The 23,497-nt window shown below is 69.0% G+C and carries 16 protein-coding genes and 3 pseudogenes; 3 read left to right on the forward strand and 16 right to left on the reverse strand.

Annotated features, from left to right (window positions below; translation table 11 throughout):
• The 5 genes and pseudogenes from ACWD0Y_RS30795 to ACWD0Y_RS30815 form a co-directional block, all read right to left on the reverse strand.
• Positions 1–183, reverse strand: a 183-nt coding sequence (locus ACWD0Y_RS30795) for an MFS transporter (protein WP_450263581.1), incomplete at its 3' end; no start/stop codon positions are given.
• Between the two features lie 74 nt (positions 184–257).
• A pseudogene (locus tag ACWD0Y_RS30800) lies at positions 258–973 on the reverse strand (IS6 family transposase).
• 74 nt (positions 974–1,047) lie between these two features.
• Positions 1,048–1,689 (reverse strand): hypothetical protein, encoded by a 642-nt coding sequence (locus tag ACWD0Y_RS30805; RefSeq protein WP_450263582.1) that lies wholly within the window; start codon positions 1,687–1,689, stop codon positions 1,048–1,050.
• 80 nt (positions 1,690–1,769) lie between these two features.
• Positions 1,770–2,402 (reverse strand): hypothetical protein, encoded by a 633-nt coding sequence (locus tag ACWD0Y_RS30810; protein ID WP_450263583.1) that lies wholly within the window; start codon positions 2,400–2,402, stop codon positions 1,770–1,772.
• 243 nt (positions 2,403–2,645) lie between these two features.
• Positions 2,646–3,460 (reverse strand): IS5 family transposase gene (locus ACWD0Y_RS30815; RefSeq protein ID WP_450263584.1). Its coding sequence is split into 2 segments (ribosomal slippage): positions 2,646–3,112 and positions 3,112–3,460, totalling 816 coding nucleotides; the frame shifts between segments, so codons are not numbered across the junction.
• A 362-nt stretch (positions 3,461–3,822) separates the two neighbouring features.
• Here ACWD0Y_RS30815 and ACWD0Y_RS30820 point away from each other — a divergent pair.
• Positions 3,823–6,183 carry an MMPL family transporter gene (locus ACWD0Y_RS30820; protein ID WP_450263585.1) on the forward strand — a complete coding sequence of 787 codons (2,361 nt, stop codon included), beginning with the start codon at positions 3,823–3,825 and terminating at the stop codon, positions 6,181–6,183.
• Between the two features lie 29 nt (positions 6,184–6,212).
• On the opposite strand, the gene ACWD0Y_RS30825 is transcribed toward ACWD0Y_RS30820, so the two are convergent.
• From ACWD0Y_RS30825 to ACWD0Y_RS30850, 6 genes and pseudogenes are all read right to left on the reverse strand, one after another.
• Positions 6,213–7,307, reverse strand: coding sequence for a ferritin-like domain-containing protein (locus tag ACWD0Y_RS30825; RefSeq protein WP_450263586.1), 1,095 nt, complete (start codon positions 7,305–7,307; stop codon positions 6,213–6,215).
• The gene (locus ACWD0Y_RS30830; RefSeq protein WP_450263587.1) at positions 7,304–8,158 is read right to left on the reverse strand and encodes an SDR family NAD(P)-dependent oxidoreductase; all 855 of its coding nucleotides are present in this window, start codon (positions 8,156–8,158) and stop codon (positions 7,304–7,306) included. The genes ACWD0Y_RS30825 and ACWD0Y_RS30830 overlap by 4 nt, the downstream gene beginning before the upstream one ends.
• Before the next feature lie 2 nt (positions 8,159–8,160).
• On the reverse strand, positions 8,161–9,549 hold the full coding sequence (locus ACWD0Y_RS30835; RefSeq protein WP_450263588.1) for a hypothetical protein: 1,389 nt from the start codon (positions 9,547–9,549) through the stop codon (positions 8,161–8,163).
• Positions 9,546–16,979, reverse strand: coding sequence for an SDR family NAD(P)-dependent oxidoreductase (locus tag ACWD0Y_RS30840; RefSeq protein ID WP_450263589.1), 7,434 nt, complete (start codon positions 16,977–16,979; stop codon positions 9,546–9,548). The genes ACWD0Y_RS30835 and ACWD0Y_RS30840 overlap by 4 nt, the downstream gene beginning before the upstream one ends.
• A gap of 288 nt (positions 16,980–17,267) precedes the next feature.
• Positions 17,268–17,501 (reverse strand): annotated as a pseudogene (locus ACWD0Y_RS30845) (transposase); the annotation flags it as partial.
• Positions 17,444–17,833 (reverse strand): helix-turn-helix domain-containing protein, encoded by a 390-nt coding sequence (locus tag ACWD0Y_RS30850; RefSeq protein ID WP_450263590.1) that lies wholly within the window; start codon positions 17,831–17,833, stop codon positions 17,444–17,446. The gene ACWD0Y_RS30850 and the pseudogene ACWD0Y_RS30845, both read right to left, overlap by 58 nt.
• Positions 17,834–17,895: 62 nt before the next feature.
• Between ACWD0Y_RS30850 and ACWD0Y_RS30855 the strand changes: the two genes are divergently transcribed.
• A complete protein-coding gene (locus tag ACWD0Y_RS30855; protein WP_450263596.1) occupies positions 17,896–18,186 on the forward strand; it encodes a DUF1330 domain-containing protein in 291 nt (96 codons plus the stop codon).
• A gap of 226 nt (positions 18,187–18,412) precedes the next feature.
• Here ACWD0Y_RS30855 and ACWD0Y_RS30860 read toward each other — a convergent pair whose 3' ends face one another.
• Positions 18,413–19,276: an SDR family NAD(P)-dependent oxidoreductase gene (locus ACWD0Y_RS30860; RefSeq protein ID WP_450263591.1), complete on the reverse strand. Its 864-nt coding sequence runs from the start codon at positions 19,274–19,276 to the stop codon at positions 18,413–18,415.
• A gap of 296 nt (positions 19,277–19,572) precedes the next feature.
• Between ACWD0Y_RS30860 and ACWD0Y_RS30865 the strand changes: the two are divergent.
• A pseudogene (locus ACWD0Y_RS30865) lies at positions 19,573–20,616 on the forward strand (IS630 family transposase).
• A gap of 300 nt (positions 20,617–20,916) precedes the next feature.
• Here the strand turns inward: ACWD0Y_RS30865 and ACWD0Y_RS30870 are convergent.
• The 4 genes from ACWD0Y_RS30870 to ACWD0Y_RS30885 form a co-directional block, all read right to left on the reverse strand.
• Positions 20,917–21,639 carry a cation transporter gene (locus ACWD0Y_RS30870; protein WP_450263592.1) on the reverse strand — a complete coding sequence of 241 codons (723 nt, stop codon included), beginning with the start codon at positions 21,637–21,639 and terminating at the stop codon, positions 20,917–20,919.
• Positions 21,636–21,974, reverse strand: a complete 339-nt coding sequence (locus ACWD0Y_RS30875) for an ArsR/SmtB family transcription factor (RefSeq protein ID WP_450263593.1) — start codon at positions 21,972–21,974, stop codon at positions 21,636–21,638. The genes ACWD0Y_RS30870 and ACWD0Y_RS30875 overlap by 4 nt, the downstream gene beginning before the upstream one ends.
• A gap of 107 nt (positions 21,975–22,081) precedes the next feature.
• A complete protein-coding gene (locus ACWD0Y_RS30880) occupies positions 22,082–23,041 on the reverse strand; it encodes a hypothetical protein (RefSeq protein WP_450263594.1) in 960 nt (319 codons plus the stop codon).
• Between the two features lie 148 nt (positions 23,042–23,189).
• On the reverse strand, positions 23,190–23,357 hold the full coding sequence (locus tag ACWD0Y_RS30885; protein ID WP_450263595.1) for a hypothetical protein: 168 nt from the start codon (positions 23,355–23,357) through the stop codon (positions 23,190–23,192).
• Positions 23,358–23,497: the final 140 nt, after the last annotated feature.

Raw genomic sequence — 23,497 nt, forward strand, 5'->3', positions numbered from 1 at the left:
ACCCGCCGCGATCGCCCAGACGCCGCCCATGCCGATGCCGACCAGCACGCGGGCGGCCACCATCACAGCGAAGTCCGGCGACCATGCCGCGAGCAGGTTGCCCACCGTCAGGACCGCCATCAGCACGCACATCACCGTCCGCCGGTCGAACCGCCCCAGCAGCGGTGTCAGCGGCGTTGTCACGTTGTCACGTTGTTGGGTGTGCGGGTGTCTGACGGCGTGTCGAGGTGTGGTGGGGCCGGGTACCGGCCCTGGGCTCAGGCCGCGACAGGCCGGCTGGTGACGCCGGTGACCTGCTCCCAGATAGCGAAGCGGACGGTCATCTCGGCGCGGTGTTGGGTGCCGGTCATCAGGTGGCGGCGGGGCCGGAAGTGGGGTGAGATGCCGCTGAACGCGGACAGGAACCGCTGCGCGGCCCCCACGCTGCGGAAGCCTTTCATCGCCCGTTCTCGTTGCCGGGTGGGCTGGTGGCTGTTCTCGGCCCGGTTGTTCAGGCCCTTGTGGGAACGGTGCTGGACGGAGGGCATGACCTCGCGGTGGGCCGCGCCGTAGGAGCGGAGCTTGTCCGTGACGATCACCCGCGGCACCCCGCCCGTCTTCGTCAGCAGCGTACGGAAGAAGCGCCTGGCCGCAGCCGTGTCCCGGCGGCTCTGCACCAGGATGTCCAGCACCATCCCGTCCTGGTCTACAGCCCGCCACAGGTATTTCTGCTCACCGTTGATCTTGATGAAGACCTCGTCCAGATGCCACTTGCACCGGGCTGAGGCTGTCGGCGGCGCAGGCCGTTGGCGTACTGCTGACCGAACTTCAGGCACCAGCGCCGGACGGTCTCGTACGAGACGATCATGCCGCGCTCCAGCATCAGTTCCTCGACCTCCCGGAAACTGAGCGGGAAGCGGAAGTACAGCCACACGCAGTGCGAGATCACCTCGACCGGATACCGGTGCCCCCTGTACGACGGCGCACTGTCCACGGGCGGTCCCCCTCCACCATGACCAACCCGAAGATCATCCCACCCGGTCAGCCAACGTGACAGCACCCCCGTGGTCAGTAGTTGCCGTTGGAGAGGACGTCCCCGGCCTCGTCGTAAATCGTGACCAGGCCGTTCTTTGAGGTGCGCCAGTCGGCGAACGCGGAGGCGAGGATCTTGCCGTCACCCTGGTGCGAGCCCATCATCCCGCCGGTGTAGTCGGTGTACACCTCGGCGGTGTCCAGGATGTCGTTGTTCTTGTCGGCGCCCTGGACCTTCACGATGTGCTTCGCTGCGGCCTTCTCCGCCGCGGTGCCGTTCTTGTTGATGAACGCCTTGAACTCGTCGGCCTGCGACAGTTCCTCCTTCGGGGCCGGCTTCTCCTTCTCCTTGGCGGGCGGGGCCTCCTTGTCGGTGGGCTTGGCGTCAGCCTGCTTGTCCGGGGCGGTGGCCACGGTGTCGGACTTGGCGCTGCCCGAGTCGTCACCGCCGCTGGAGGCGATCCCGACGACGATAAGGAACGCGAACACGCCGCCGACTGCGGTGAGGACCTTGTGTCGGGCGAACCAGGACTTCTGCGGCTGCTGCGGGGGGACGGGCCCGCCGGGCCAGCCGGCCGGTGCGCCCTGGTACGGGGGTTGAGGCTGCCCCTGGTACGGGGCCTGGTCCTGGAAGGGCTGCTGGGGCTGGTTCGGGTTGTGCGGGTACTGCTGGGACATGGGGTGCTGCTTCCTGACGGAATGAAGGGAACTGGCATGTGGGAGGAGCGCAAGGTACGGAACGGTCCGGGACGGGAGGGTCAGTCGTTGCCCAAGGATCCGGAGAATCCACCGGACTTCGCTTCCTCGGCGGACAGCTGCAGCTTCCCCCGGTGACCGATCTCCACCTGGTAGAAGTCCTCGTCGGCCGGCACGTCGTCCACGGCCACGTCGTAGGTGCACGTCTCGGCTGCCTCGTCGAACTCGGAGAGGATCAGGGAGCTCGTCGCGATGACCGATCCTCCGGCGTCGTACACGGTCACTGAGGTGCCGAGCTCGATGTCTTCGTAGCCGCCGGACCCTTCGCAGCCGCCGGTGTCGTCGCTGATCGCCCCATCAGTGAGGGTGAAGTCACCGGTAAGAGTGAACGTGCCCTCCTGCTGGGCTTCGGCCTCGAGAACCTCGACGGGTGTTCCAGCGGTCGGCGTGCTGTCGCTGCTGCTGGTGTCGTGGCTGGTGATGTACCAGGTGCCGCCGACGCTGGCGGCTCCGGCCACGGCTCCGATGAGGAGGGTGGTGAGGGTGCGCCGGGTACTGGGTTTGGTGGCCGGTGCCGGGACTATGGTGGCGGCCGCCGTGGTGTCCGGGATGGGCGGGACGGTTGGAGCGCCCGGTGTGGTGCTGGCGCTGTCGGGCTGCTTGCTGTCGGCCGGGTCGGGCTGGGTGTCCGTCATGGGCTGCCTGTCATGAGGGTCTGCCGGTGTTGTGGGGTCACGACGGCATGTGAATAACTTGTGTGACAACTGTGGGCACTGGATGGTTGCAACCGGTGGGGGTGATTCCGAAATTGGTCCGCCGTTGGGCGGTTACGGCTTTCGCCGGGTGCAGAGTTCTCGGAGCGTGTACGCGGCGCTGATGCTGACGGCCAGGACGCCGGCCGCGGTGGGGAAGGTGAGCTGTAGGGCTAAGGCCGTGTCCTACATGGTCAGTTTGAGGAACCGTCTGTAGCAGCAGAGGGCTGCTGCCAGTCCGAGAAAGGCCAGGTAGTTGCCTGGTTTCCGCTCGTAGCGGTGGTTGAGTCGGCGGTAGCCGGTCAGCCAGGACATGGTGCGCTCGATGACCCATCTGCGGCGGCCGAGCCGCTCGCTGGAGTCAATGCCTTTGCGGGCGATGCGGACTCCGATGTGCTTGCCCCAGAGCCATCGCCGCAGGTGGGGGACGTCGTACGCTTTGTCGGCGTGAAGGCGGCGGGGCTTCGGTTCGGTCGCGTGGGATTCGTGTCCCATGTGGAAATGGGACAGCACCGGCTTCAGGGCCTGGCTGTCGTGGGTGTTTGCCTCGGGGAGCCCGACGCGTAGGGGCAGTCCCTGCGCGTCGGACAGGACGTGCATCCTGGAACCTGGCTTGCCCCGGTCCACGGGGCTCGGACCTGCAAGTTCGCCCCTTTTTTAGCGCGGACGTGCGCGGAGTCCAGAACGGCCCGGGACAGGTCGATCAAGTTCTGCCCGTCCAGCAGCTGGAGAATCTTCTGATGCAGCCGGCCCCACACCCCGGCTCTCGACCAGATGACGAACCGGCGATGCACGGTCGACTTCGACGCACCGAAGCACGGCGGTAAGGCCCGCCAGGCACACCCGCTGACCAACACGTAGATGATCGCCGCGAACAGCGTCTCATCAGGCGTGTCCTGCGTCCCGCCACCCTGCGGCCGCACCTTCGACGGCGGGATCAACGACTCCGCGATCTCCCACAACCCGTCCGGAACAATCCAACTCCACGTACCCCGCCCCATATCGGGCCCAACGAGTCACCCCCACATAGGACACGGCCTCAAAGACCCTGGGACGACCCCTCCCAGCATGACCCAACAGAAGATCATCCCACACAGTCAACCAACGTGACAGCGCCGGGTGACAAGACCCCCGACAATCCGGCGAACAGCTCACTTCACACCCGGAGTGAACCCCATCCCACCGGGCAGTTGCGCCACTCGTCGGGGCACCACCGAGCAGTCGGCCCCCTCGACCATCGGAATTGTCCTGTTCACCTGAACGTGGGGATCTTTGCGCCTTTTCAGGTATGCAGTCCGATGAACATCGATGATGCCGCCAGGGCCGATGCACTCGAAAACTCGATTTACGACAGGGGTCGTTGATGCTGGTGACGCGGGAAAATGTGGTTGATCGCCCCGCAGCCGGCGAATCGGAGCGGCATTGGACTGTGGTTCGACGGTGGCCGATCGTGCTGTTCGCTGCACTCGCCGTACTCCTGAGTCTCCCGCTGTCGCTAGGCCTTGGCGACCGGCTGGTCGATGGGGGTTATCTGGACCCCGCCGCCGAGTCGAGCCGCGCCGAGCGCCTGTTGTCCGGCCGCTTCGGGGCCGTACCGGCCAAACTTCGGCTGACCGCCCGGTCCACGCAGTCGGTTCGGGAGGGAGCGGCGCGCGACGCGGGCCGGGACCTCGTACGCCATGTGGCCGCTGTACCGGGGGTGCTGTCGGTGGCATCCCCGTGGACCGTGCCTCAGCAGCAAGTCGACGCACTGGTGTCGCGGGAGGGGCGCTCTGCGCTGCTGGAGGTAGGGATCCGCGGTGACGATGAGCAGGCCGGGCGGACCGCGTCCCGGGTCATCGAGCGGTACACCGGGGATCTAGGACCGCTGCGGGTTGAAGCGTCTGGACGGCTCGCGGTCAACCGCTACGCGGAGGAGCGCAGCCAGCGGGATCTGATTACCTCGGAAACGATCGGAATTCCGTTGGTGGCGATCGCGCTGGTACTCATCTTCGGTTCGTTCACCGCCTGTTTGCTGCCGTTGGCCATAGGCCTGGTGAGCATTTCGGGGGCACTGGCGGTGCTGTCCCTGCTCGCCGGCCAACTCCAAGTGTCCGTCTTCGCCCCGAATATTGTCACCGCTCTGGGCTTCGGCCTTGCCGTCGACTACAGCCTGATCATGGTCAGTCGGTTCCGGGAGGAGGTAACAAGAGGCGCGGGGACGGCAGAGGCCGTCGCCTCGACCGTGCGCACGGCCGGGCGGACCGTTGTGGTCTCCGCCGCCGTCGTCGGGCTCTCGCTGTCTGCCCTGCTATTTTTCCCCGCCCCGTTCTTCCGGTCACTGGGCGCCGCGTCGATGGCGGTGGTCGCGCTGGCCGGAGTCGGCGCTCTGGTCCTACTACCGGCGCTGCTGGCCTTGCTGGGGAACCGCCTGGGAACAAAGGGCGGCGTCCTGCGCTGGCGCAGTCCGGTCCGCGAGCAGCGTTCGTGGGAGTGGCTGGGAGGACAGGTGCTGCGCCGCCCTGTCGCCGTGGCTACCGTCGTGTCCGTCGTGCTGCTCGCACTGGCTGTGCCCCTCGCGGGGGCGCGATCCGGTTTTATCGACGAGTCATGGCTGGCCCGCCAGGCGCCGCCGCGGGCGGCGGCCGAACGTGCCGCTGAAGACTTTCCCGCGCTGCAGGGCTCCACCGTCACTGTGCTGTTCCCGAGCCTGGGACCAGGCACAGCTGCGGCCACCGGGTTGGGCGAGAGGTTGTCAGAATTCGATTCCGTAACCGCAGTGCTGGGGCCGTATCCAACCAGCACGGCCGGCGAGCAGACGACTGGCGCCGGCCAGGCGGAGATCTCGAGTCGTGGGCCCGTTAACAACGACGCTCCCAGTAATGTCCCCGGCAACGCCGACGCTCACGCTCAAGCGGAGACTCCAGAGCGCAAAGATGCCCCCGGCCATGCAGCCGCCCCCCATCGCGTAGCAGCAGGTTCTGAGCGAGCTCCGCAAACCGGCGTCTGGTACACCGTCACCACCTCCGCCTCCCCGTACAGCGGCCCGGCACGGGATCTCGTCGCCGCAGTGCGCACGATGTCTGCCCCTGGGCCGGTGATGGTGGCGGGCGAGACGGCTGCGCTGGTGGACATGCGGCGCAGCCTGGCCCTGCACCTGGGGTGGGCCGCCGTGTTGATCACGCTCGCAGTCGGCGTGCTGCTCTTCCTGTACACCGGAAGTGTGCTCGTACCGGCCAAGGCGATCGTGATGAACCTGCTCACCCTGGCGGCCACAATGGGCGCGATGGTCGTGCTGTTCCAGGACGGGGAACTGTCCGCCCGGCTGGGAGGGTCAGCCACCGGGCATCTGGACCCGATGATTCCGGTGGTCGTGTTCTGCGTGGCGTTCGGGGTGTCTATGGACTACGAGGTCTTCCTCGTGGCCCGGATCCGCGAGGAGTACCTGACCTCGGGAGACAACGGCGCGGCCGTCGTCGAGGGGCTGCGCCGCACCGGTCCGCTGATGACTGCAGCAGCCCTCACCTTGATCATTGTGATGGGTGCCCTGGTGTCCTCGTCCCTGACAGTGCTTCAGCTGCTGGGAACGGCGCTTGCCCTCGCCGTGGCCATCGACGCCACGCTCGTACGCTGTCTGCTGGTACCGGCCGTGATGGGTCTGGCAGGACGGTGGAACTGGTGGGCGCCGGCTCCCCTGCTGCGGGTCCGCGCGGTACTGCTGCCTCGGGGCCGCGCGGGCCGCTGATAGACGCACGCCCGAGATGGCGCAGGTGTTCAGCTTTCGGAACCTCGTTCGATGGCCTGGGCCACCTCTTTCCGCCGCGCGGCTTCCTCGCGCTCGAAGCGGGCCCGATCCAATCGATCGGCCCGCTCCTCGTCGTCGGCCATCAGCAGCTCCAGACCGGTGCCGCCGAGGTCGAGCACGCCCAGGTCGACGAAGGCGCGCCGCAGCCTTTCTCCCAGCAGTCCGATGTCCTTGACGCAGGGCACGATCCGCCGGAACAGCAGCTTGCGGAAGAAATGTGTGAACTCGGACTGCTCGGTAAGCCGGACGGCCTCCTGCCGGGGAATGCCGAAGTTTTCCAGCACTTCGAGCCCCAGGAAGCGGTCCCGCATCAGATAACAGCCCTCGACGACGAAGTCCTCGCGCTCGCGCACCTCGGCCCGACTGAGCTGGGCGTAATGGTCGCGCAGGGCCATCCTGCCGAAGGCAACATGACGGGCCTCGTCCTGCATCACAAAGGTGAGGATCTGGCGAGGCAGTTCCTTGTCCGTGGTGTCACGCAGCATGCCGAAGGCGGCGAGGGCCAGGCCCTCGATCAGGACCTGCATCCCGAGGTACGGCATGTCCCAGCGCGAATCGCGGAGCGTGTCACCGAGGAGCGACTGAAGGTTGTCGTTGATCGGGTAGACCAGGCCGATCTTCTCCCGGAGGAAGCGGCTGTAGACCTCCGCGTGACGCGCCTCATCCATGGTCTGAGTGGCGGAGTAGAACTTCGCGTCCAGGTCCGGGGCCGCCTCCACGATCCGGGCCGCGCACACCATCGCACCCTGCTCACCGTGGAGGAACTGGCTGAACAGCCAGGACGCGTAGTGGCGGCGCAGTTCGGCGCGCTCCCGTTCGGGCATGCGCCGCCAGTGATCCGTGCCGTACAGCGGGATCAGTTCGTCCGGAGTGCCGAGCGCGTCGTGAGGATCGACATCGAGGTCCCAGTCGATACGCAGATCCGAATCCCACTGCTTGTCCTTGCCCTTCTGGTACAGCGCCAGCAGACGCTCCCGGCCCTGGCCGTACTCCCAGTTGAAGCGAGCCGAGCCGGAGGAGGGGACCTCCCAGGCGGTCGGGGGCTGAGCATCTGTTGCCGTCATGGCTTCTCCTCCTGTACGGGCCGCATCGGATCGCCGCCGTCTGGTACGTCGGCGCCGGTACGACTCAGGTCCCAGGCGTCCGTGCGACTGAGGTCCCAGCACAGCGGAAGCACCAGAGCGCGCGGCAGGTGCCGCACGGCCTGTACGACCGCCCGGTACCGGCGCCCGGGCACACACACCGCCCGGCCGCGCCGCAGGTCGCGCAGGGCCGTGGAGGCGATCCGGTCGGCCGGCAGCCACATCCAGGACGGGAAGTGCGCGGTGTCAACGGCGTTGCGCTCGTGCAAAGCTGTACGGGTGTAGCCGGGCAGTACCGCAAGCACGCGCACTCCCGCCTGGCTCACACCCTTGGACCGGCCGACGGACTCACTGAAGGCGATAACCCATGCCTTGCTGGCCGGATAGGTGCTGGCCAGCCACGAGGGTCCGCACCCGGCGACCGAGGCCACGTTTACGATCGCGCCGCCGCCGGCCCGGAGCATGCGCGGCAGGGCGGCGTGGGTGAGCCGCATCACGGCCCGGATGTTGAGGTCGAGCAGGGCGCTCTCCTCCACAACGGACGTGGTGGGGAACGGGCGGCCCAATGCCGTCCCGGCGTTGTTGATCAGGACGTCCACGGGCGGGCCGGAGTGCAGCCGCTCCTCCACCACGGCGCATCCCTGCGCGGTGGCGAGGTCGGCAGAAAGGACATCGACGTGCCTGCCGGTGGCCTCCCGCAGCGTGCGGGCCGTCCGTTCCAGGGCGTCCGGGGTGCGGGCGACGAGCACGAGGTCGTGCCCGTCCTGCGCGAGATGGTGCGCGAAGGCTTCCCCAATGCCCGAACTCGCTCCGGTGACCAGTGCGAGGACCATGGTCAGACCGGCTGTTCGATGTGGTCGGGACGGAAGTCCACAGAGGCGGCGAAGACGTCGAGCAACCCGCTCAGTGGCTCGGCGGGCAAGCCGGGTTTCCACAGCTCCACGGCCATCTCACCGTGGTAGAGCATCGGCCAGCGCACATAGAGCCGGGCATCGTCCGCGTCACGTACGGCCCCGGAGCGGCGTACGGTGTCGGCCGCGACCTCACCCATCAGATCGGTGCCGCAGCCGAACCCGTACGGATAGCGCTCCCGGTCCGGCGGCACCGTCTCGATGTGTGCCGCATCGGCCCGCTCGACCCCCACGTGGGCGTGGATCCCGGCTCGGATCAGGGGCACTTCACGCTCGCCGTCCGGGCGGGGCTCCCACGCCCCCGCCGCCGTACGACCGACCCGGACCTTGGGCACCGCGTGCAGGAAGGCCCGTACCTCCCATGCCTCCACCGAGGGGCCCAGCGGGCGGCAGCCTTCCGGCGCGAGGACCCGCAGGGGACTGTCCGGCGGGTCGAGCGCCACCATGGTGATGTCGTTGCGGCCCAGCGTCCGCTTGTCGACATCCCAGCTACCGGATGCGCTCACGACCAGGGCATCGAGTTCGGGGTCGACGAGGAAGAGCATGCCTTCGCTCAGCCGCTTCCAGCCCATGTACGCCTCATACATGCGGGCCAGTTCGGACGACACGTACCGGCCGATGTCGACGGGCTCGGGCAGCAGGTTCAGTTCGCCCATGGCCCGTCCCGCGCGGGCGAGCTGCCCGGGCACAGGACTGGCGTCCCAGACACGGGCCGGCACGGCGTCGGGCACCACCTCGCAGGCATCGGCCACCTCGCGCGCACAGGCCGCGGTCACCAGGCGGTCGCGCATCCGGTCCGGGATGTGCTCCGTCTCTGTCGGGTGCCCGCCTTCGAGCGTGCACAGGGTGGCCTCGGCTACCTGGCCGGGCCGCTCGCCCCGGGAGACGAACAGCACCCTGGGAGCCGCCATCCGTGCCATGGCCGTACGTGCGGTAACGACGACCTCCTCGTGCGGCAGGCCGCTCAGTCGCTCCGGCACCTCGACGAGGACGACGACCTGCCGCGAACCGACCCGAAGTCCATGCTCCTGGCACGCCGCCACAGCAAGTGGCGGAACCTGCTCGGGCAGCCGCTCGCGCAACGGAGCAGGGCCCTCCGGGACACGGGTGACCACCAGCAACAGGTCCACATCGCCGTGCGAGGTCTCGACCACGGTGTGGCCCTGCTCCTCGAAGGCGGCAACGAGCTGTCGTACGAAGGTCGCCAGAGTCGGGGCGGCGTGCTCGGCGCCGACGACCTGCACCAGGCAGGGGCGCCACCAGGGCAGCCTGGCCAGGTCGGGAAGGGCAGAGGTGAGGGGTGCGACGGTCATCGGTCTCCTCGGATCAGGGGCAGCACCCGGCGGGCGAGGTCGTCAAGGGAGCTCGCAGAGATCAGCTCCAGTACGGCAATGTCGCAGCCGAGCCGCTTGCGCACCATGACGGAAAGCTCGACGACCATGAGGGAGTCCAGACCCAGCCGGTCGAGCCTGCAGGTGCGGTCGACTCGTTCGACCGACGTCTGTAGAACCTTCGCCACCATTTCGGCCAGCATCTCTTCGACCACCTCGGCGCCCTCCTCCGGGGAGAGAGCCTCCAATCGGGCCTGCACCTCCTCCGCGCTCTCCGCGCCAGAGCCTGCTCCGCTCTCGTCACCGCCCTCGAACAGGCCGGCATCAAGAGCCGGGAACAGCTGCCGGATGCGTTGCCAGTCAAGACGGCCGACGATCGCCGACTCGCTTTGGCGGACGACGAGCTCATTCAGGACACGCCAGCCTTCCCGAGGATCCACAGCGCCCACGCCGCCGCGCTCCATCTTGTCCAGCAGGCCCGTCCTCTCAACGTATCCAGTACCCCGGATGTTGCCCCACTCCACGGCGAGGCCCGGCAGTGCGGCGCGGCGCCGCTCGCGCACCACCGCTTCACCAAAGGCGTTGGCGGCACAGTAGGGCCCCTGATGGCGGTTGCCGACCAACGCACTGACCGACGAGCAGACGACGAAGAAGTCCAACTCCTCGTCCCGGGTCGCACGGTCGAGGGCCAGGGTGCCGGCGACCTTGGGGCGCAGGACCGCGGCGAACCGTTCCGGGGACAGCTCCATCAGCGGGGCGTCGTCGATGTGCATGGCTGCATGGAGGACACCGCGTACTGGGTGCCCGGTGTCCTGTGCCTCCGCCAGGATGCCGGCGACGGTTCCCGGTTCGGCGATGTCGGCCGCGTGGGCGCGTACCTCGACGCCCCGCGCGGCGAGCCGCTCCAGGAGACCGGCGCCCTCGGGTGTGGCGGCGCCGCGGCGGCCGACGAGCACCAGATGGCGGGCGCCTCCCTCGGCCAGGAACTCGGCGAAGGCCGCGCCCAAGCCGGAGAACCCGCCTGTGACCAGATAGGAGGCGTCGGGACACAGGGACAGGACACCGCCGTCCGCGGACGTGATCGGCGGAGCCTGGGCAAGGTCGACGACGACCTTGCCGATGTGCTTGGAATGCAGCAAGCTCTGGAAGGCCTCCGCGACCCGGTCCGCTGCGTAGACTTGGTGGAGCAGTGGCTCGTACCGCCCGTCGCTGATACGACGGGTCAGCTGCGCGAACTGGCCGGTGGCCGTCTGCGGTGACTGCGCGGCCAGACTTCCCACGTCAACGCCGAAGTAGGCGATGTTGTTGCGGAACGGTCCCAGCAGCAGCGGGGAGTTGGCGTACAGGTCACGCTTGCCCAGTTCGATGAACCGGCCGCCGGGGCGCAGGCACTCCAGCCCGCGCGCGATACCCTCCCCGGCCAGCGAGTTGAGGACGACATCCACGCCCCGGCCCTCGGTGGCCACGAGCACCTCCTCGGCGAAAGCGAGATCGCGGGAGTCGAAGACGTGGCGCACCCCGAGGCTGCGCAGTAGCCGGCGCTTGGCGGGCGTTCCGGCAGTGGCGATCACCTCGGCGCCCAGGCCCAGGGCGTACTGGATCGCCGCGAGCCCCACTCCCCCCGCGCCGCTGTGGACCAGAACCACCTCCCCGGAGCGCAGCCGGGCCATCTCCTCCAGCGCGTATTGCACGGTGAGGAACACGGCCGGCAGGGTGGCCGCCTCTGTGAACCGCATACCCTCAGGCACAGGGCCGGTCTGGTCGGCGCGGACCACTACATGCGAGGCGAGGCAGCCGTAACCGGATGCGTAGACCCGGTCGCCGGCGGAAAAGCCGTGCACGCCTGCCCCGGTCTCGGTGACGACACCGGCGCACTCCAGGCCAAGACGTGGCCCCCCATGGTCCGGAGCGTGTTCGTCCGGCACCAGTCCGGTGGCGACCATGACATCGCGGTAGTTGAGGGCGGCGGCCGCTACCTCGATCAGCAGTTCTCCCTCGCCAGGCCGTCGCACGGCCTCCTCGACCCAACTCAGCCGATGCCCGAGTCCGGGGTCGTGCAACTGCAACCGGTAGCCGCCTCCCCCCGTGAAAGTGGGCGGCCTCTCGGTGATCAGCACGGGACGGAAGCGGCCCTCCGCGGTCAGGACACGCTCCGCGCCGCCTTCGCCGACGCGCAGTTCCTCGGCCAGACGGTCCGCGTCGTGGTCCAGGTCGCCGGTGGGTTCGAGGGAGATCCTGCCGACCCGTACGCCGGGGTACTCATTCCCGAGCACCCGCCCGAGCCCCCACATGGGTGCGTCGGCCGGGCTGAGGGGACGCTCAGGGGCCGGGAAGAGTCCTGCGGGCGGCGTCACGATCCACAGCTCGGATTGCGCAGCGGCCAGTTCGCCGGTCAGGTCGCGCAGCGCTTGAGCGCGGGTGACGGTCAACCGGTCCACGTCCTCAGGGCCGCCGGAGCCCCGGGGAGCCCCGGCACCCGGGGCCTTGGGGAGGGATCTGGCGTCCAACAGGACGACGGCGCGCAGTGGCGCCCCGGGCTCGCCCGCGGGAAGCTCCGGCAGGCGCACCCCCTCGCGCAGCTCGGTCACCGGCGCAGCCAGCCGTGCGGCTACGGCTTCCCCGAGCGCGCGCGATGCGGATTCCGTGATGACGGCCCAGGCTCCCTCGGCCGGAGCAGGCGCCGGCACGAGCGGCGAGGCATTCGTACGGGGCGCGCGACGGGCGAGCAGGACGGTGTTGTCCGCACGCTCCGGATCCGGTGCCACGCCCGTGTACCCCACCTCTGCGAAGCACGAACTCGTCAGACACTTCGTCCAGAGGTCCCTGGACAGCAACGGAGACCCACCTCGGCGCTCGTCGGTACAGGCCCAGTACTCGTCGAGCAGCCCGAACAGCGAGCCGACCAAGTCGTCTTCGAGGCTTTCCAGGCCGAGTAGCAGACCGCCGTCGGCGAGCAGACGCCCCACTTGCTCGGCGGCGTGGTGGACGTCAGCGGTGGCGTGCAGCACGTTGGCCGCGAGGACGAGATCGAACTGGCCGTCGGCGAATCCCTGCTCCTCCAGATCCTTGTCAAGGTCGAGGACGCGGTACGTCATGAAGTCGTAGTCGCGGAAGCGCGTTTCGGCGCGGGTGAAGAACGCCGGGCTGACGTCGGTGAAGGTGTAACACGTGCGGTCGGCCGGGAGAGCTGACAGGACAGCTCCCGTCAAGCCGCCGGTACCGGCGCCCAGTTCGAGGACTCGCAGCGGGCGGCCCTGTGGCCAGTGACGGACGATCTCGTGCACCAGATCGCGGGCGTAGAGGTTGTGCAGTCGCATCTGCGGCGAGTCGCTGTACAGCTGGGTCATCAGATGCTGGTCGGCGCCTGCGAAGAGCATCTCGCGCGGGTCGGCCTTACCGCGGAGGATGTCAGCCAGCTGCGGACGGCCCAGGTTGAAGACGACACTTGCCGCCGCCCAGTCAGGCAGCTCCCGCAGCTGAGCGTGGACCTGTGCGGCGGGGTCGGGCGGGGTCTCGGTGAATCGCCAGCGGGCGGACGTCTGTGGCCCGCTGGGCGCGAGCGTGCCGCTGTCGCAGGCAGCACGGGCGAGCAGCTCCAGCAGGGGCATGTACGCGGCGCGCACCCCCGCCGCTCGAAGCTCCAGCGTGCCGAACTCCCTCTGTGCGGGAAGGAGCTCAGCAAACGCGCGGGTTGCATAGTGGCCGAGCGCAAGCCAGTTGCCCGCGACGAAACGCGGATACCGGTCATCCGCGATCTCGGTGAGCCGCCGCCGTTCCTCACGCGTGGCGGCCAGCAGGGTGTCAGGGGAAGGAAGGTGCACCGCGGTCGGCAAGGCGGTGGCCGGAGCTGCGCGCAGGGCGATCTCGTATCGTCCGAGAGGGGTCCCGGCCTGGTCGAAGCGACGCAGACGACAGCCTGTGAGTTCCATGCTCACCTCGCCGTCCTCGTCCAGTACACGCAAGTCCCACACCGCGTGGCGGTCGCCGAGGGTGCGGGCGGTGAGGTGGACGAAGCCGCTGTCCGCGGGACGGCGCCAGAACCGGACGGCGTCGATGCCCGCGGGCAGGAAGAGGTGTCGGTCCGCGAGGGCAGCCAGCAGCGGCGCGCCGGTCTGTAGGGCGCCGTCCAGCAGCGCCGGGTGGGCCAGGTAGCCGGAGGTGTCGGCCTGGACGCGGTAGGCGGAAAGGGCCTCGCCGTCCCCGGCCCGCAACTCGGTGAGCACCTGGAACGCGGGCCCGTGCACCACCCCGGCCCGGGACAGCGCCGCGTAGTGCTCGGCCACGGCTCCCGGCCGGGCCTTCAAACGGGCCGTTACGGCGCCGATGTCGGTACGCTCCGGAGCCTCCCGGTGCAGCCGCCGCACCCGGCCGCGGGCGTGCGGCCGCCACGTGCCGCTCCGCCCGGTGCGACTGGCGATCTCGACTGCCCCGGTCTGCGGATCGAGGGAGGTCTGCAGCAGCAGTTCGTCGGTGCTGTCCTCGCCCGGCAGCACACAGGCCGCCGTGAACAGCAAGTCCGTCACCTCCAACGCATGGGTGCCAAGGGCCTCGCAGCCCGCCTCCAATGCCGCCTCCGCGTAGGCGGTGCCCGGCAGCACAGGGGTGGCGCCCACTCGGTGGTCGTCCAGCCACGGGGTGCGGGCCGAGGTCAGCGGTCCGTGCCACGTCGGTGCGGCCACCGCGGCGCGCTGGCCCAGCAGGGCACGGGACACTGTGCCATCGCTGGTGACCCGGCCCCACCAGTCCGGTGCGCCGTTCCAGTGCCGCTCGCGTTGCCAGGGGTAGGCGGGCAGGTCCACCACGCGGCCCGCGCGCGGCAGGAGGGCATCCAGGTCGACGTCGGCACCCGCCGCCAGGGCGTGGGCCACCGCCGTACGGACCGCCGCCGGCCCCTCCCCGCGCCGGGTGCACGTGCGGATCACGGCCACGGAGCGGTCGCGGCGGCGTAGCCCGAGGCGCTTGAGGTACGGACTGAGCACCGCGTGGGGGCCCACATCCATCAGGACGTCGGCGCCCAGATCCAGCAGAGCATCCACGGCCGGGCCGAAGAGAACCGGACGCCGCACGTTGTGCCACCAATACGCCGCATCCAGCTGCTCGTCCTGCGCCAACAGCGCGCCGGTGACCGTCGATGCGAACGGCAGTCGGGCCGGCTGGGAGTTCACTGCGGCCAGGGACGCACGCAGCGGTTCCTCGATGACGTCCATCTCGCGGCTGTGGAAAGCGTAGTCGAGGTCGAGAGGGCGGAAGAAGACGCCACGCATGCCGAGTTCCTCGCCGAGCGCAGCGAGAGCCTCACTGTTCCCGGCGACTGTGGTGTCACAATGGGTATTGACCCCGGCCAGCTCAAGGCGGCTGCCATAGCGGACAAGTTCCTTGAGCACGTCCTCCTCTGACAGACCCACCGCGGCCATGGTGCCCTTGCCCGCGGTGAGGGCTTGGGCGCGACTGCGGTAGGCGACCACCCGCGCGGCGTTCTCCAGCGACAGTGACCCGGCGGTGTACGCGGCGGCGATCTCGCCGACACTGTGCCCGGTGACCGCCGTGGGGCGGATGCCGCGGGCCGCGAACAGCTCCACCAGGCCGATCTGGAAGGCGAACAGCAGAGGTTGGGCCACCTGCGTGTCGCGGATCCGGGAGCGTTCCGCGTCAGCGGCCATTTCCTCGGCAACAGACCAGTCGAGATGGCGGCCGAGCTCGGCGTCCACCGCTTCGACCGCCTCCCGGAACACCGGCTCGGCAGCGAGCAGGTCGGCTCCCATACCCGCCCACTGCGAGCCATTGCCCGCGAAGGCGAAGACGACCCTCCCGTCGCCGACTGCCTGTGCGCGGGACAGCCCGGGCGCCGGGCGCTCCTCGCGGGCCGCACGGCGCAGCGCCTGCGCCGCCTCGTCCGCAGTAGAGACCAGCAGTGCTGTGCGGTGTGGATGACGGGTGCGCCGTCGGGTTGCGGTATGGGAGACATCGTAGAACTCGTCGGCACCACAGGTCTCCAGCCGCTCCGCGACGCGGGCGCAGGAGTCGGCGAGAGCTTCGGGCGTACGCGCTGAGACGACCAGGGGCAACGGTTTCGTGAAGGCTGTTGTGTCCGCCGGTGCCTGGACGGGAGGGGGCGCCATCACCACGTGAGCGTTGGCGCCACCGAAACCGAAGGAGTTCACACCGACAACGGACTGGTCAGTCACCTCCACGGATTCCGCTGTGACCGTCGGCCGGAGCTGGAGTTGGTCGAAGTCGATCGCAGGGTTGAGTTGCCGGGCGTGAAGGGTGGCCGGCACCGTGCGGAGACGGAGCGTCAGCAAGGCCTTCAGCAGCCCAGCTACACCTGAACCCGCCTCCAAATGACCCATATTGGACTTTACCGAGCCAATCAGAAGCGGCCCCGCAGTCCGGTGCCGCGCGAGAGCCTCGCCGATGGCGGTGCACTCGATGGGGTCGCCCACCGGGGTGCCTGTCCCGTGAGCCTCCAGATACACGAGCCGGTCGGGCGAGATCCCGGCGTCGCCATACACCTGCTCCAGCAGCAGCCGTTGCGCCTTGCCGTTGGGGAGGGCGAGCCCCGCAGTGCGGCCGTCGTTGTTGGTGCCGCCGGCCACGATCACCGCGTGCACGCGGTCTCCGTCCACAAGGGCCTGGGGCAGGGGTTTGAGCAGCAGCAGTCCGCCACCCTCGGCCCGCACGTAACCGTCGGCGTCGGCGGAGAAAGCTCGGCATCGCCCCGTCGGCGAGAGCATCGATGCGTCGGAAAACCCGCTGTAGACATGTGGATCGAGCAGCACGTTGACGCCGCCGGCCAGGGCCAGGGCGGACTTGCCTGTGCGGAGGTGCTCGCAGGCCTGGTGGACGGCGGTCAGGGCCGAAGAGCAGGCGGTGTCGACAGTCACGCTCTGGCCATGCCAGTCAAGCAGATGGGAGATCCGGTTGGCGGTGTTGCCGCCGGCCGTCCCAGACATGGTGTAGGCGTTGCCCGAGTCGGGGCGCGTGGCCTGCAGGGCTCCGAAGTCCTTGCTGGAGCAGCCGATGAACACGGCACCGTCCGCGCCCGCGAGGCGTTCGGCGTCCGCGCCCGCGTCGTCCAGGGCCTCCACGGCCAGTTCCAGCAGCAGTCGCTGCTGCGGGTCCATGCGGGAAGCCTCGCGGGGGGAGATCCAGGAGAAGTACCCGCAATCGAAACCTGTGATGTCCTCGAGGAAGCCCCCCGCCACGGTGTAGGTGCGTCCGGCTCTGCGACGGCCCCCGTCCAGGAATTCGGCGACGTCGAATCGGTCCGGCGGAACGCTGGAGACGACGTCGCGGCCTGACATAAGGAGCGACGCGAGATCGTCGAGGCCTCTAACACCACCCGGGAGTCGGCAGGCTACGCCCACAACCGCAATGGCCGCCGACCGCTCAATGGATTGGCCCTCCTGCATTCAGCTCTCCTCAGTGGAAGGGACTGGACGAGCTAGCCGCAGCGCGACTCAGCCAGCCCACACGGGCCAAGTGGGAGCATATTGTGATCTCAAGGAGCAAAAGCCTGATCTCACCCGTTCGGACTAACCTCGATCTTTCGTGACGGTCCGTCGGTTTCTTCGGCGGGCCGTTTCGGTTGTTCTGGCTGTTGGTGGCCAGGCTGACAGCCCGGCTGTCGCGTCGGGTGGGCGCCGGGTTCCACGGCTCCGGTCGAGGAAGTACTGTTCGAAGGGGCGGGAACGTACTGGTCAGCCGGGGTTCGGGAGAACCTCGAGCCGTGCGAGGGCGTCGGTGATCACGTCGGTCCAGGGCCGGTGGCGGGCGCATCTCAGGTGCCGGCGGCGGGCGGTCGTGACGGGCTGGGCGGCGGCGGAGAAGAGGCGGAGCCTCAGGCGGCGGGGTCCCCATCTGCGGGTTTCGCCGGTCAGAGCGAGCATGGGCATCCAGGCCAGCAGGTCCAGGGCGATCTGGACGATCTCCAGAACTCCCGTGCGGACCAGTGCGAAAGCCCCGTACCGGCCGGCGGCGTCATGCGCGTCAGCGCGATCACCCGGGCCCGCACCCGAGCCGGCACCTGTTCCCGCGCCCTACCGGGGCGGTCACCTTCCAGTCCGGCCAGGCCCTGCTCGGCATAGCGCCGCTTCCAGCGATCCACCGTCGGCAGCGTCACGCCAAGCAGCTCGGCGATGTCCTTGCGACGGCGCCCCTCACTCACCCACAAGGCGATCCGGCCCCACGTGGCGATATCCGCGGGAACGTCCCGACTGTTCACCAACGCCCGCAGCTCGGCGACCTGTTCTACAGAGAGCCACATGCCGAGAGAGCGAACCACACAAGATCAAGTAGCGCCAACGGAATCACGAGACACTAGAGCGCATCCAGGCAACCCTCGACCCCTTCGCGGGCCGCTTCGTCATCCACGGTCCGCCGGCGGAAGTTGTGGAGGGGGCGTGGCCCGGCAGCATGGTGCTGATCGAGTTCCCCAGCCCGGCCGAAGCCCGTGCCTGGTACGACTCTCCCGCCTACCGGGCCATCCTGCGTCTGCGTACCGACCATATCGAGGGCGACTTGCTGCTGATCGACGGCGTTGGCCCCGTCTACGACCCGGCCGAGCGGGCTCGCATATTGCGAACAGAAGCCGGGCGAGCGGGCCAGTCGGCCACGTAGTCCCGGCAGCCGCCTTCTCGGGCGCCGAGACGCTTCGTGCTCATCGTCTTTTCCCCTCCGTCAATGTCTGAACAGCACAGTCATCGGGCGGCAGTGAGCAGTACCCGTTTGCGGAGGAGCGGGAGTTCGGCTCGGCCGAACATCTGGCGTTTGACCATGCCGCTGAGATCGAGGTCGTTCGTGGTGAGTGCGGCGATTCGTCCAGGGGCCGGGCGCGGGCGCCGTCCTATGTGCCCTGCCCGGCTTCCTGCGGGTGCGGCGTCCCGTCCGTGACAGAGAGGCCGTCGGCACCTCGGATGACGGCGTCCCACGTGGAAAGGCCATCGAGCCGCCGCCCGCCGGCCTCGGCGGCCGCGCGAAGGGCGAAGCTCCCCAGGGGGAGGCGTAGAGGCGGGTCCACGCTGTCCACGAGGGCGAGGAGTGCGGGCACAGTGGCTTCGGGAGGCGGCAGGGCATCGGGAGTCAGGGTCGGATCGAGCGCGTCGTGCAGGGGGCCGTACGCAGGGTGCGGGACGGAGCGCGGTGCGGCGGAGAACCAGCCGGTTGCGTATCCGCCGGGTTCGAGGACGGTGACCTTGATGCCGAACGGCGCGACCTCTTCGGCCAGCGCTTCCGACATGCCCTCCAGGGCCCACTTCGTGGCGCAGTAGAGGCCCATGCCCGGGTACGCCTCGATCCCACCGCTGCTCGACACCTGGATCAGGTGGCCGCCCCTTTGCGCCCGCAACAGTGGGAGCGCGGCCTGGATGACGGCCAGGGTGCCCAGGATGTTGGCCTCGATGACGGCCCGCGCCTCGTGCTCCGTGACTTCTTCCATACAGCCGATGTGTCCGACGCCCGCATTGTTCACGACGACGTCGAGACGCCCGAAGTGGGCGTGGGCGCGCTCGACGGCGGCGAACACCGCGGTTCGGTCGGTGATGTCCAGCGGGAGAGGCAGTACGGCGTCGCCGCTCTCGTCGGCGAACGCCTGGAGCGTCGCTCCGCTCCGGGCCGCCACGGCGACCCGGTCACCGCGGGCCACAGCGGCCTCTGCCCAGCTCCGTCCGAAACCGCGTGAAGCCCCGGTGATGAACCAGACCTTGCCCACATGTCCTCCGCGGAAACTCGGGAGCCGCCGGCCGCGACAGCCTGCGGCGAATGACGGTGATTACCGGCTGCCGCCCCGGCGGCTCCCGATCGAGGTGATCACTCGCTCGGCCTGCTCATCAGATTGGCAGACCTGTCGATGAATCGTCTAGAAAACTGCTGGAAATCTTGTTGAGGGGGTCGTCCGGCCGTGAGCCGGACGGCCTTTGCTCTTACTGACTTCGGCTCGTTAGGGTGAATCTTCGCGAAGTTCCTGAGGGGCCTGCGGTGGTGGCTGTATTCCGTGGTGTGTGAGGTATGGGGCGCCGCCGCCGGGAAACGATACGGATGCGGGCGGCCGAGCTGTTCGAGCAGGAAATCAAGCCGCCGGAGGTGGCAAAGCGCCTGCGGATGAGCCTGAAATCGGCTTGCCAGTGGCACCAGTTGTGGCGGGACGGGGGCCGTGAGGTTCTGGCCCCGCGTGGCCCGAGCGGGTCGAGACGCCGTCTGTCACCGCGCTGCCTGGAGAAGCTCGCCGGATATCTCGAGCAGGGTCCGGCCGCGCACGGCTGGGTGGAGGACCGGGTGTGGACCGCCGCTCGGGTGGCCACGCTGATCGGCCGGAAGTTCCACGTCTCCTACAGCGTCTCGGGGACCACGCGGCTGATACCGGCTCGGCTTCAGCCCGCAGGTCCCCGCGCGCAGGGTCGCCGAGCGCGACGAGCAGGCCGTCACCGTCTGGAAGGAGGCGGCCTGGGCGGAGGTAAAAGGACCCGGGCGGCCTGCGGGGGCTACATCTGCTTCGAGGACGAAGCCGGGTTCACCCGACGGCCGCCCCGGAGACGCACCCGGGGCCGGCGCGGCCACACCCCGGCCGTGACCGTCAGCGGGCGCCGCTCGGGGCGCCTTTCGGTGGCCGGACTGATCACGGTACGGCCCGGCTCCCGCACCCGGCCGGGCCACCGCCTGCGCACCCACCGAACGGGCAAGAGCAAGCGCCGCAGCATGGGCGAGCGTGACTTCATCGCACTCATCGACGGCGTCCCCCAGCTCCTCAAGGCACCGATCGTGCTGGTCTGGGACCGGCTCAACACCCACGTCTCCCACGCCATGCGCGAGCTGATCACCGAACGTGAGTGGCTGACGGTGTTCCTGCTGCCCGCCTACTCGCCCGACCTCAACCCGGTCGAGGGCGTATGGGCACACGTCAAGCGCAGCCTGGCCAACCTCGCCGTACTCGCCCTGGACCGGCTCGAAGCACTCGTACGCAACCGGCTCAAACGCCTTCAGTACCGGCCCGACATCCTCGACGGCTTCATAACCGGAACCGGCCTGGCCCTCGACGATCCAGCGTCACCCTGACAAGCCGAAGTCAGCATGTGTCACACTCCGCCCTCGAATCCGGTCTGGAGGCCCCCACGGGCTCCAGGAGACGGGCATACCGGGACACATTCGAGGCGGCGTGACACTTTTCCGAGGGAGCGTGACAGCGGGTGTCACGCTCACGCCCAGTCAGCGTGACACCCTGCGGACTGTCCTGTGACAGGGAACCTGGACCGATTGCCACCGAAGTTGGATCACCAGTCGGGTCATGTCAGCGCTCCTGGACAGCAGCAGACCCCGACCATGTGCTCGTCGGGGTTCAGCTGCTGAGGCTTCGGTTCAGCCGCAGCAGTCACAGCCGGGGCGGCAGCCGCACGCGTCGCTCTCCTTGGCTCCGGTGGGCAGCACCACTGCGGCCGGGGTCGCGCAGCAGCCCTTGCCCTGCCAGGCGTCGCGGCCCTCCTTCACGGCGATGGCGGCGATGACGAGAGCGGCGACGGGGTCGGCCCAGGACCAGCCGAGGGTGGCATTGAGGACCAGGCCGACCAGGAGCACGGCGGACAGGTACGTGCACAGGAGCGTCTGCTTGGAGTCTGCGACCGCACTGGCGGAGCCAAGTTCGCGGCCGGCCCTGCGCTGGGCAGCGGACAGGAACGGCATGACCGCGAGCGAGAGGGCGGCGATGACGATGCCGGGGACGGACCGCTCGGCCTCGCCGGTGCCGGCCAGCGCGCGGACGGCGTCGATGCCGACGAACGCGGCGAGCGCGAAGAACGACACCGCGATGATCCGCAACGTCCGCTGCTCCCGCGCCTCTCGGGTTGCGTGGTCGGCCGCGGAGAACTGCCAGGCGACCGCGGCGGCGGAGGAGACCTCGATGACGGAGTCGAGCCCGAAGCCGATCAGCGCGGTGGAGGAGGCGATCGTCCCGGCGGTGATCGCGACGACCGCCTCGATGACGTTATAGGTGATGGTGGCCGCGACCAGCAGCCGTATCCGCTTGGTGAGGACGTCGCGGCGGGTCGGGGCCGGGCCTGTGCCGACGGATATCTCGGTGGTCATCGGCAGCAGTCCTTGTCTTCCGCGTCCTCGCAGGTCTTGTCGGCCTCGACGGCCACCACGGCGGTGCGCAGGTCGTCCAGCGCGTGGCCGAGGCGTTCGTCGGCGAGCTCGTAGCGGGTGCGCCGGCCGACCGGTACCGCGACGACCAGACCGCAGTCACGCAGGCACGCCAGGTGGTTCGACAGCCGGGTCCGGGAAATCTCCAGAGCGTCGGCGAGGTCTGCAGGGTGGGCCGGGGCCTCACGCAGGGCGAGAAGGATCCGGCAGCGGATCGGGTCGGCGAGGGCGCGGCCGAACCGCGCCAGCACCTCGATGTCAGCAGCGAGAGTCAGCACACCCACGACAGTACACAAGTCGCTGAATTCAGGAAACCGTGCACTGGCAGCCGGAGCCCCGGGCACCATGACTGATCTCCCGGGGCCCCCATCCTGTGCAAGCGGTTCTACGCGAGCGTGCTCAGGGCCTGCTCAGCCATCTGAAGGCCGACCTGGGCGGCGGCCGTCGCCCCGGCCCCCACCAGCATGGTCTTGACCTGGGTCGCGAACTGCCGCATCCGGCCCGGCTCGGGGTTCGGCGACGTCGCTTCGTCGTGGAGTTCCCGGGCGACGCGCTCCAGCTCCACACGGTCCGTCTCGGGCATGCCCAGGGTGTTGCTGATCTGGCCGACGTACCCGGCCAGCTGGACGAACGCGCTCGGGTCGATGCCGACGGTGTTGTTCTGGGTGACGTTCTGCTGCTCGCCGATGATGACGCCCTGCGCGTTCGGCAGGAAGTTGTTGTAGGTGGTGCCGGGGCGCTGCTGGTTGGTGTGGTCCTGCACACTTCCTCCTGACAGGACGCAGCTGACGCCCTGGGTGGTGATGGCGACCGCGACGGGTTCGGTGCCTACGGGTTCGATGAGGTCGTTCTCTGCCAGGTGGACGAGTGCCTGCTGAAGGTCGGCCTGGGGGATCTCGGCTCCGGCGAAGAACGACCCCGGCGTGGCGAGGAACAGGCTGGGGTCGGTGGGCGACTGGTCTCCTGCGGTGTCGTACAGCCACCGCAGGAAGGCGTCCATCGTGTGCCGGAGGCGAGCGGCGCGGTCGTTCTGCAGGTTCTTCAGGGTGTGCACGGCGACGCGGCCTTCGTCCGTGAGGTGAACGTGCGGCGCACCGCTTCCGTAGGTCCGGGCGAGGTCTGCCAGGCCGCGCTGCTCCAGCTGGAAGGCGAGCACGGACGCGTCTTCGGTGAGTTCCTGTTCTTCGACGAACCGGGTGACGTCGACGTAGTGCCCGGGGTGCTGTTGGGCGTAGGCGTCCAGCCACAGCAGCAGCCGTGCCAGGTGGGCGCTGCTCTCGATCGCCCCGCCGTTCAGCGCGCCGCCTCCCGTGGTCGTGTCCCCCGTCGTGGTGTAGCCAATCACGGTCCGTCGCCTCCGCTTCGGAGCCGTCCGGTACGTGCCGCTGCCGGCCGTCGTGCAATCACCGCTGGTCCCGGCCCGGCGACCCTCAACAGGGCCTCCGGCGAGGGCAATTCGGGCCGCGACCTGGGGATTCCGTCAGCTTGATCGGCTACACCACTCGGCGGGACGCCATCCCTCCCGTCGTGGTGGTCTCGAACTGAACAGGCACGCGCGAAGGGTTGCGGCGGGCTGCTCGCTCCAGGCTCTTGTTAGCTTCCTTGACCAGGCCCTTGGCCCACTTGTCGAGTTCACGCCGGTTGATGCCGTTGCGGGCCACGTTGCCCTCCTGTCGCAGGTGCTTGGCGACAGGGTACGGGCGGGCACTGACAGTCCGACCGTGAGCGAGGAGTAGCCGGTTCATTGAGCGTTTTCAGCGTTGACGCTCCAGGGTGAGGACGGCAGCGGCGATGACCGTCA

Source organism: Streptomyces altiplanensis (assembly GCF_053591575.1).

Bases quoted from the DNA above. Each gene is read 5' to 3' on its own strand.
- ACWD0Y_RS30805 (WP_450263582.1), bottom strand. From the start codon at position 1,689: ATGTCCCAGCAGTACCCGCACAACCCGAACCAGCCCCAGCAGCCCTTC.
- ACWD0Y_RS30810 (WP_450263583.1), bottom strand. From the start codon at position 2,402: ATGACGGACACCCAGCCCGACCCGGCCGACAGCAAGCAGCCCGACAGC.
- ACWD0Y_RS30820 (WP_450263585.1), top strand. From the start codon at position 3,823: ATGCTGGTGACGCGGGAAAATGTGGTTGATCGCCCCGCAGCCGGCGAA.
- ACWD0Y_RS30825 (WP_450263586.1), bottom strand. From the start codon at position 7,307: ATGACGGCAACAGATGCTCAGCCCCCGACCGCCTGGGAGGTCCCCTCC.
- ACWD0Y_RS30830 (WP_450263587.1), bottom strand. From the start codon at position 8,158: ATGGTCCTCGCACTGGTCACCGGAGCGAGTTCGGGCATTGGGGAAGCC.
- ACWD0Y_RS30835 (WP_450263588.1), bottom strand. From the start codon at position 9,549: ATGACCGTCGCACCCCTCACCTCTGCCCTTCCCGACCTGGCCAGGCTG.
- ACWD0Y_RS30840 (WP_450263589.1), bottom strand. From the start codon at position 16,979: ATGCAGGAGGGCCAATCCATTGAGCGGTCGGCGGCCATTGCGGTTGTG.
- ACWD0Y_RS30850 (WP_450263590.1), bottom strand. From the start codon at position 17,833: ATGTGGCTCTCTGTAGAACAGGTCGCCGAGCTGCGGGCGTTGGTGAAC.
- ACWD0Y_RS30870 (WP_450263592.1), bottom strand. From the start codon at position 21,639: ATGACCACCGAGATATCCGTCGGCACAGGCCCGGCCCCGACCCGCCGC.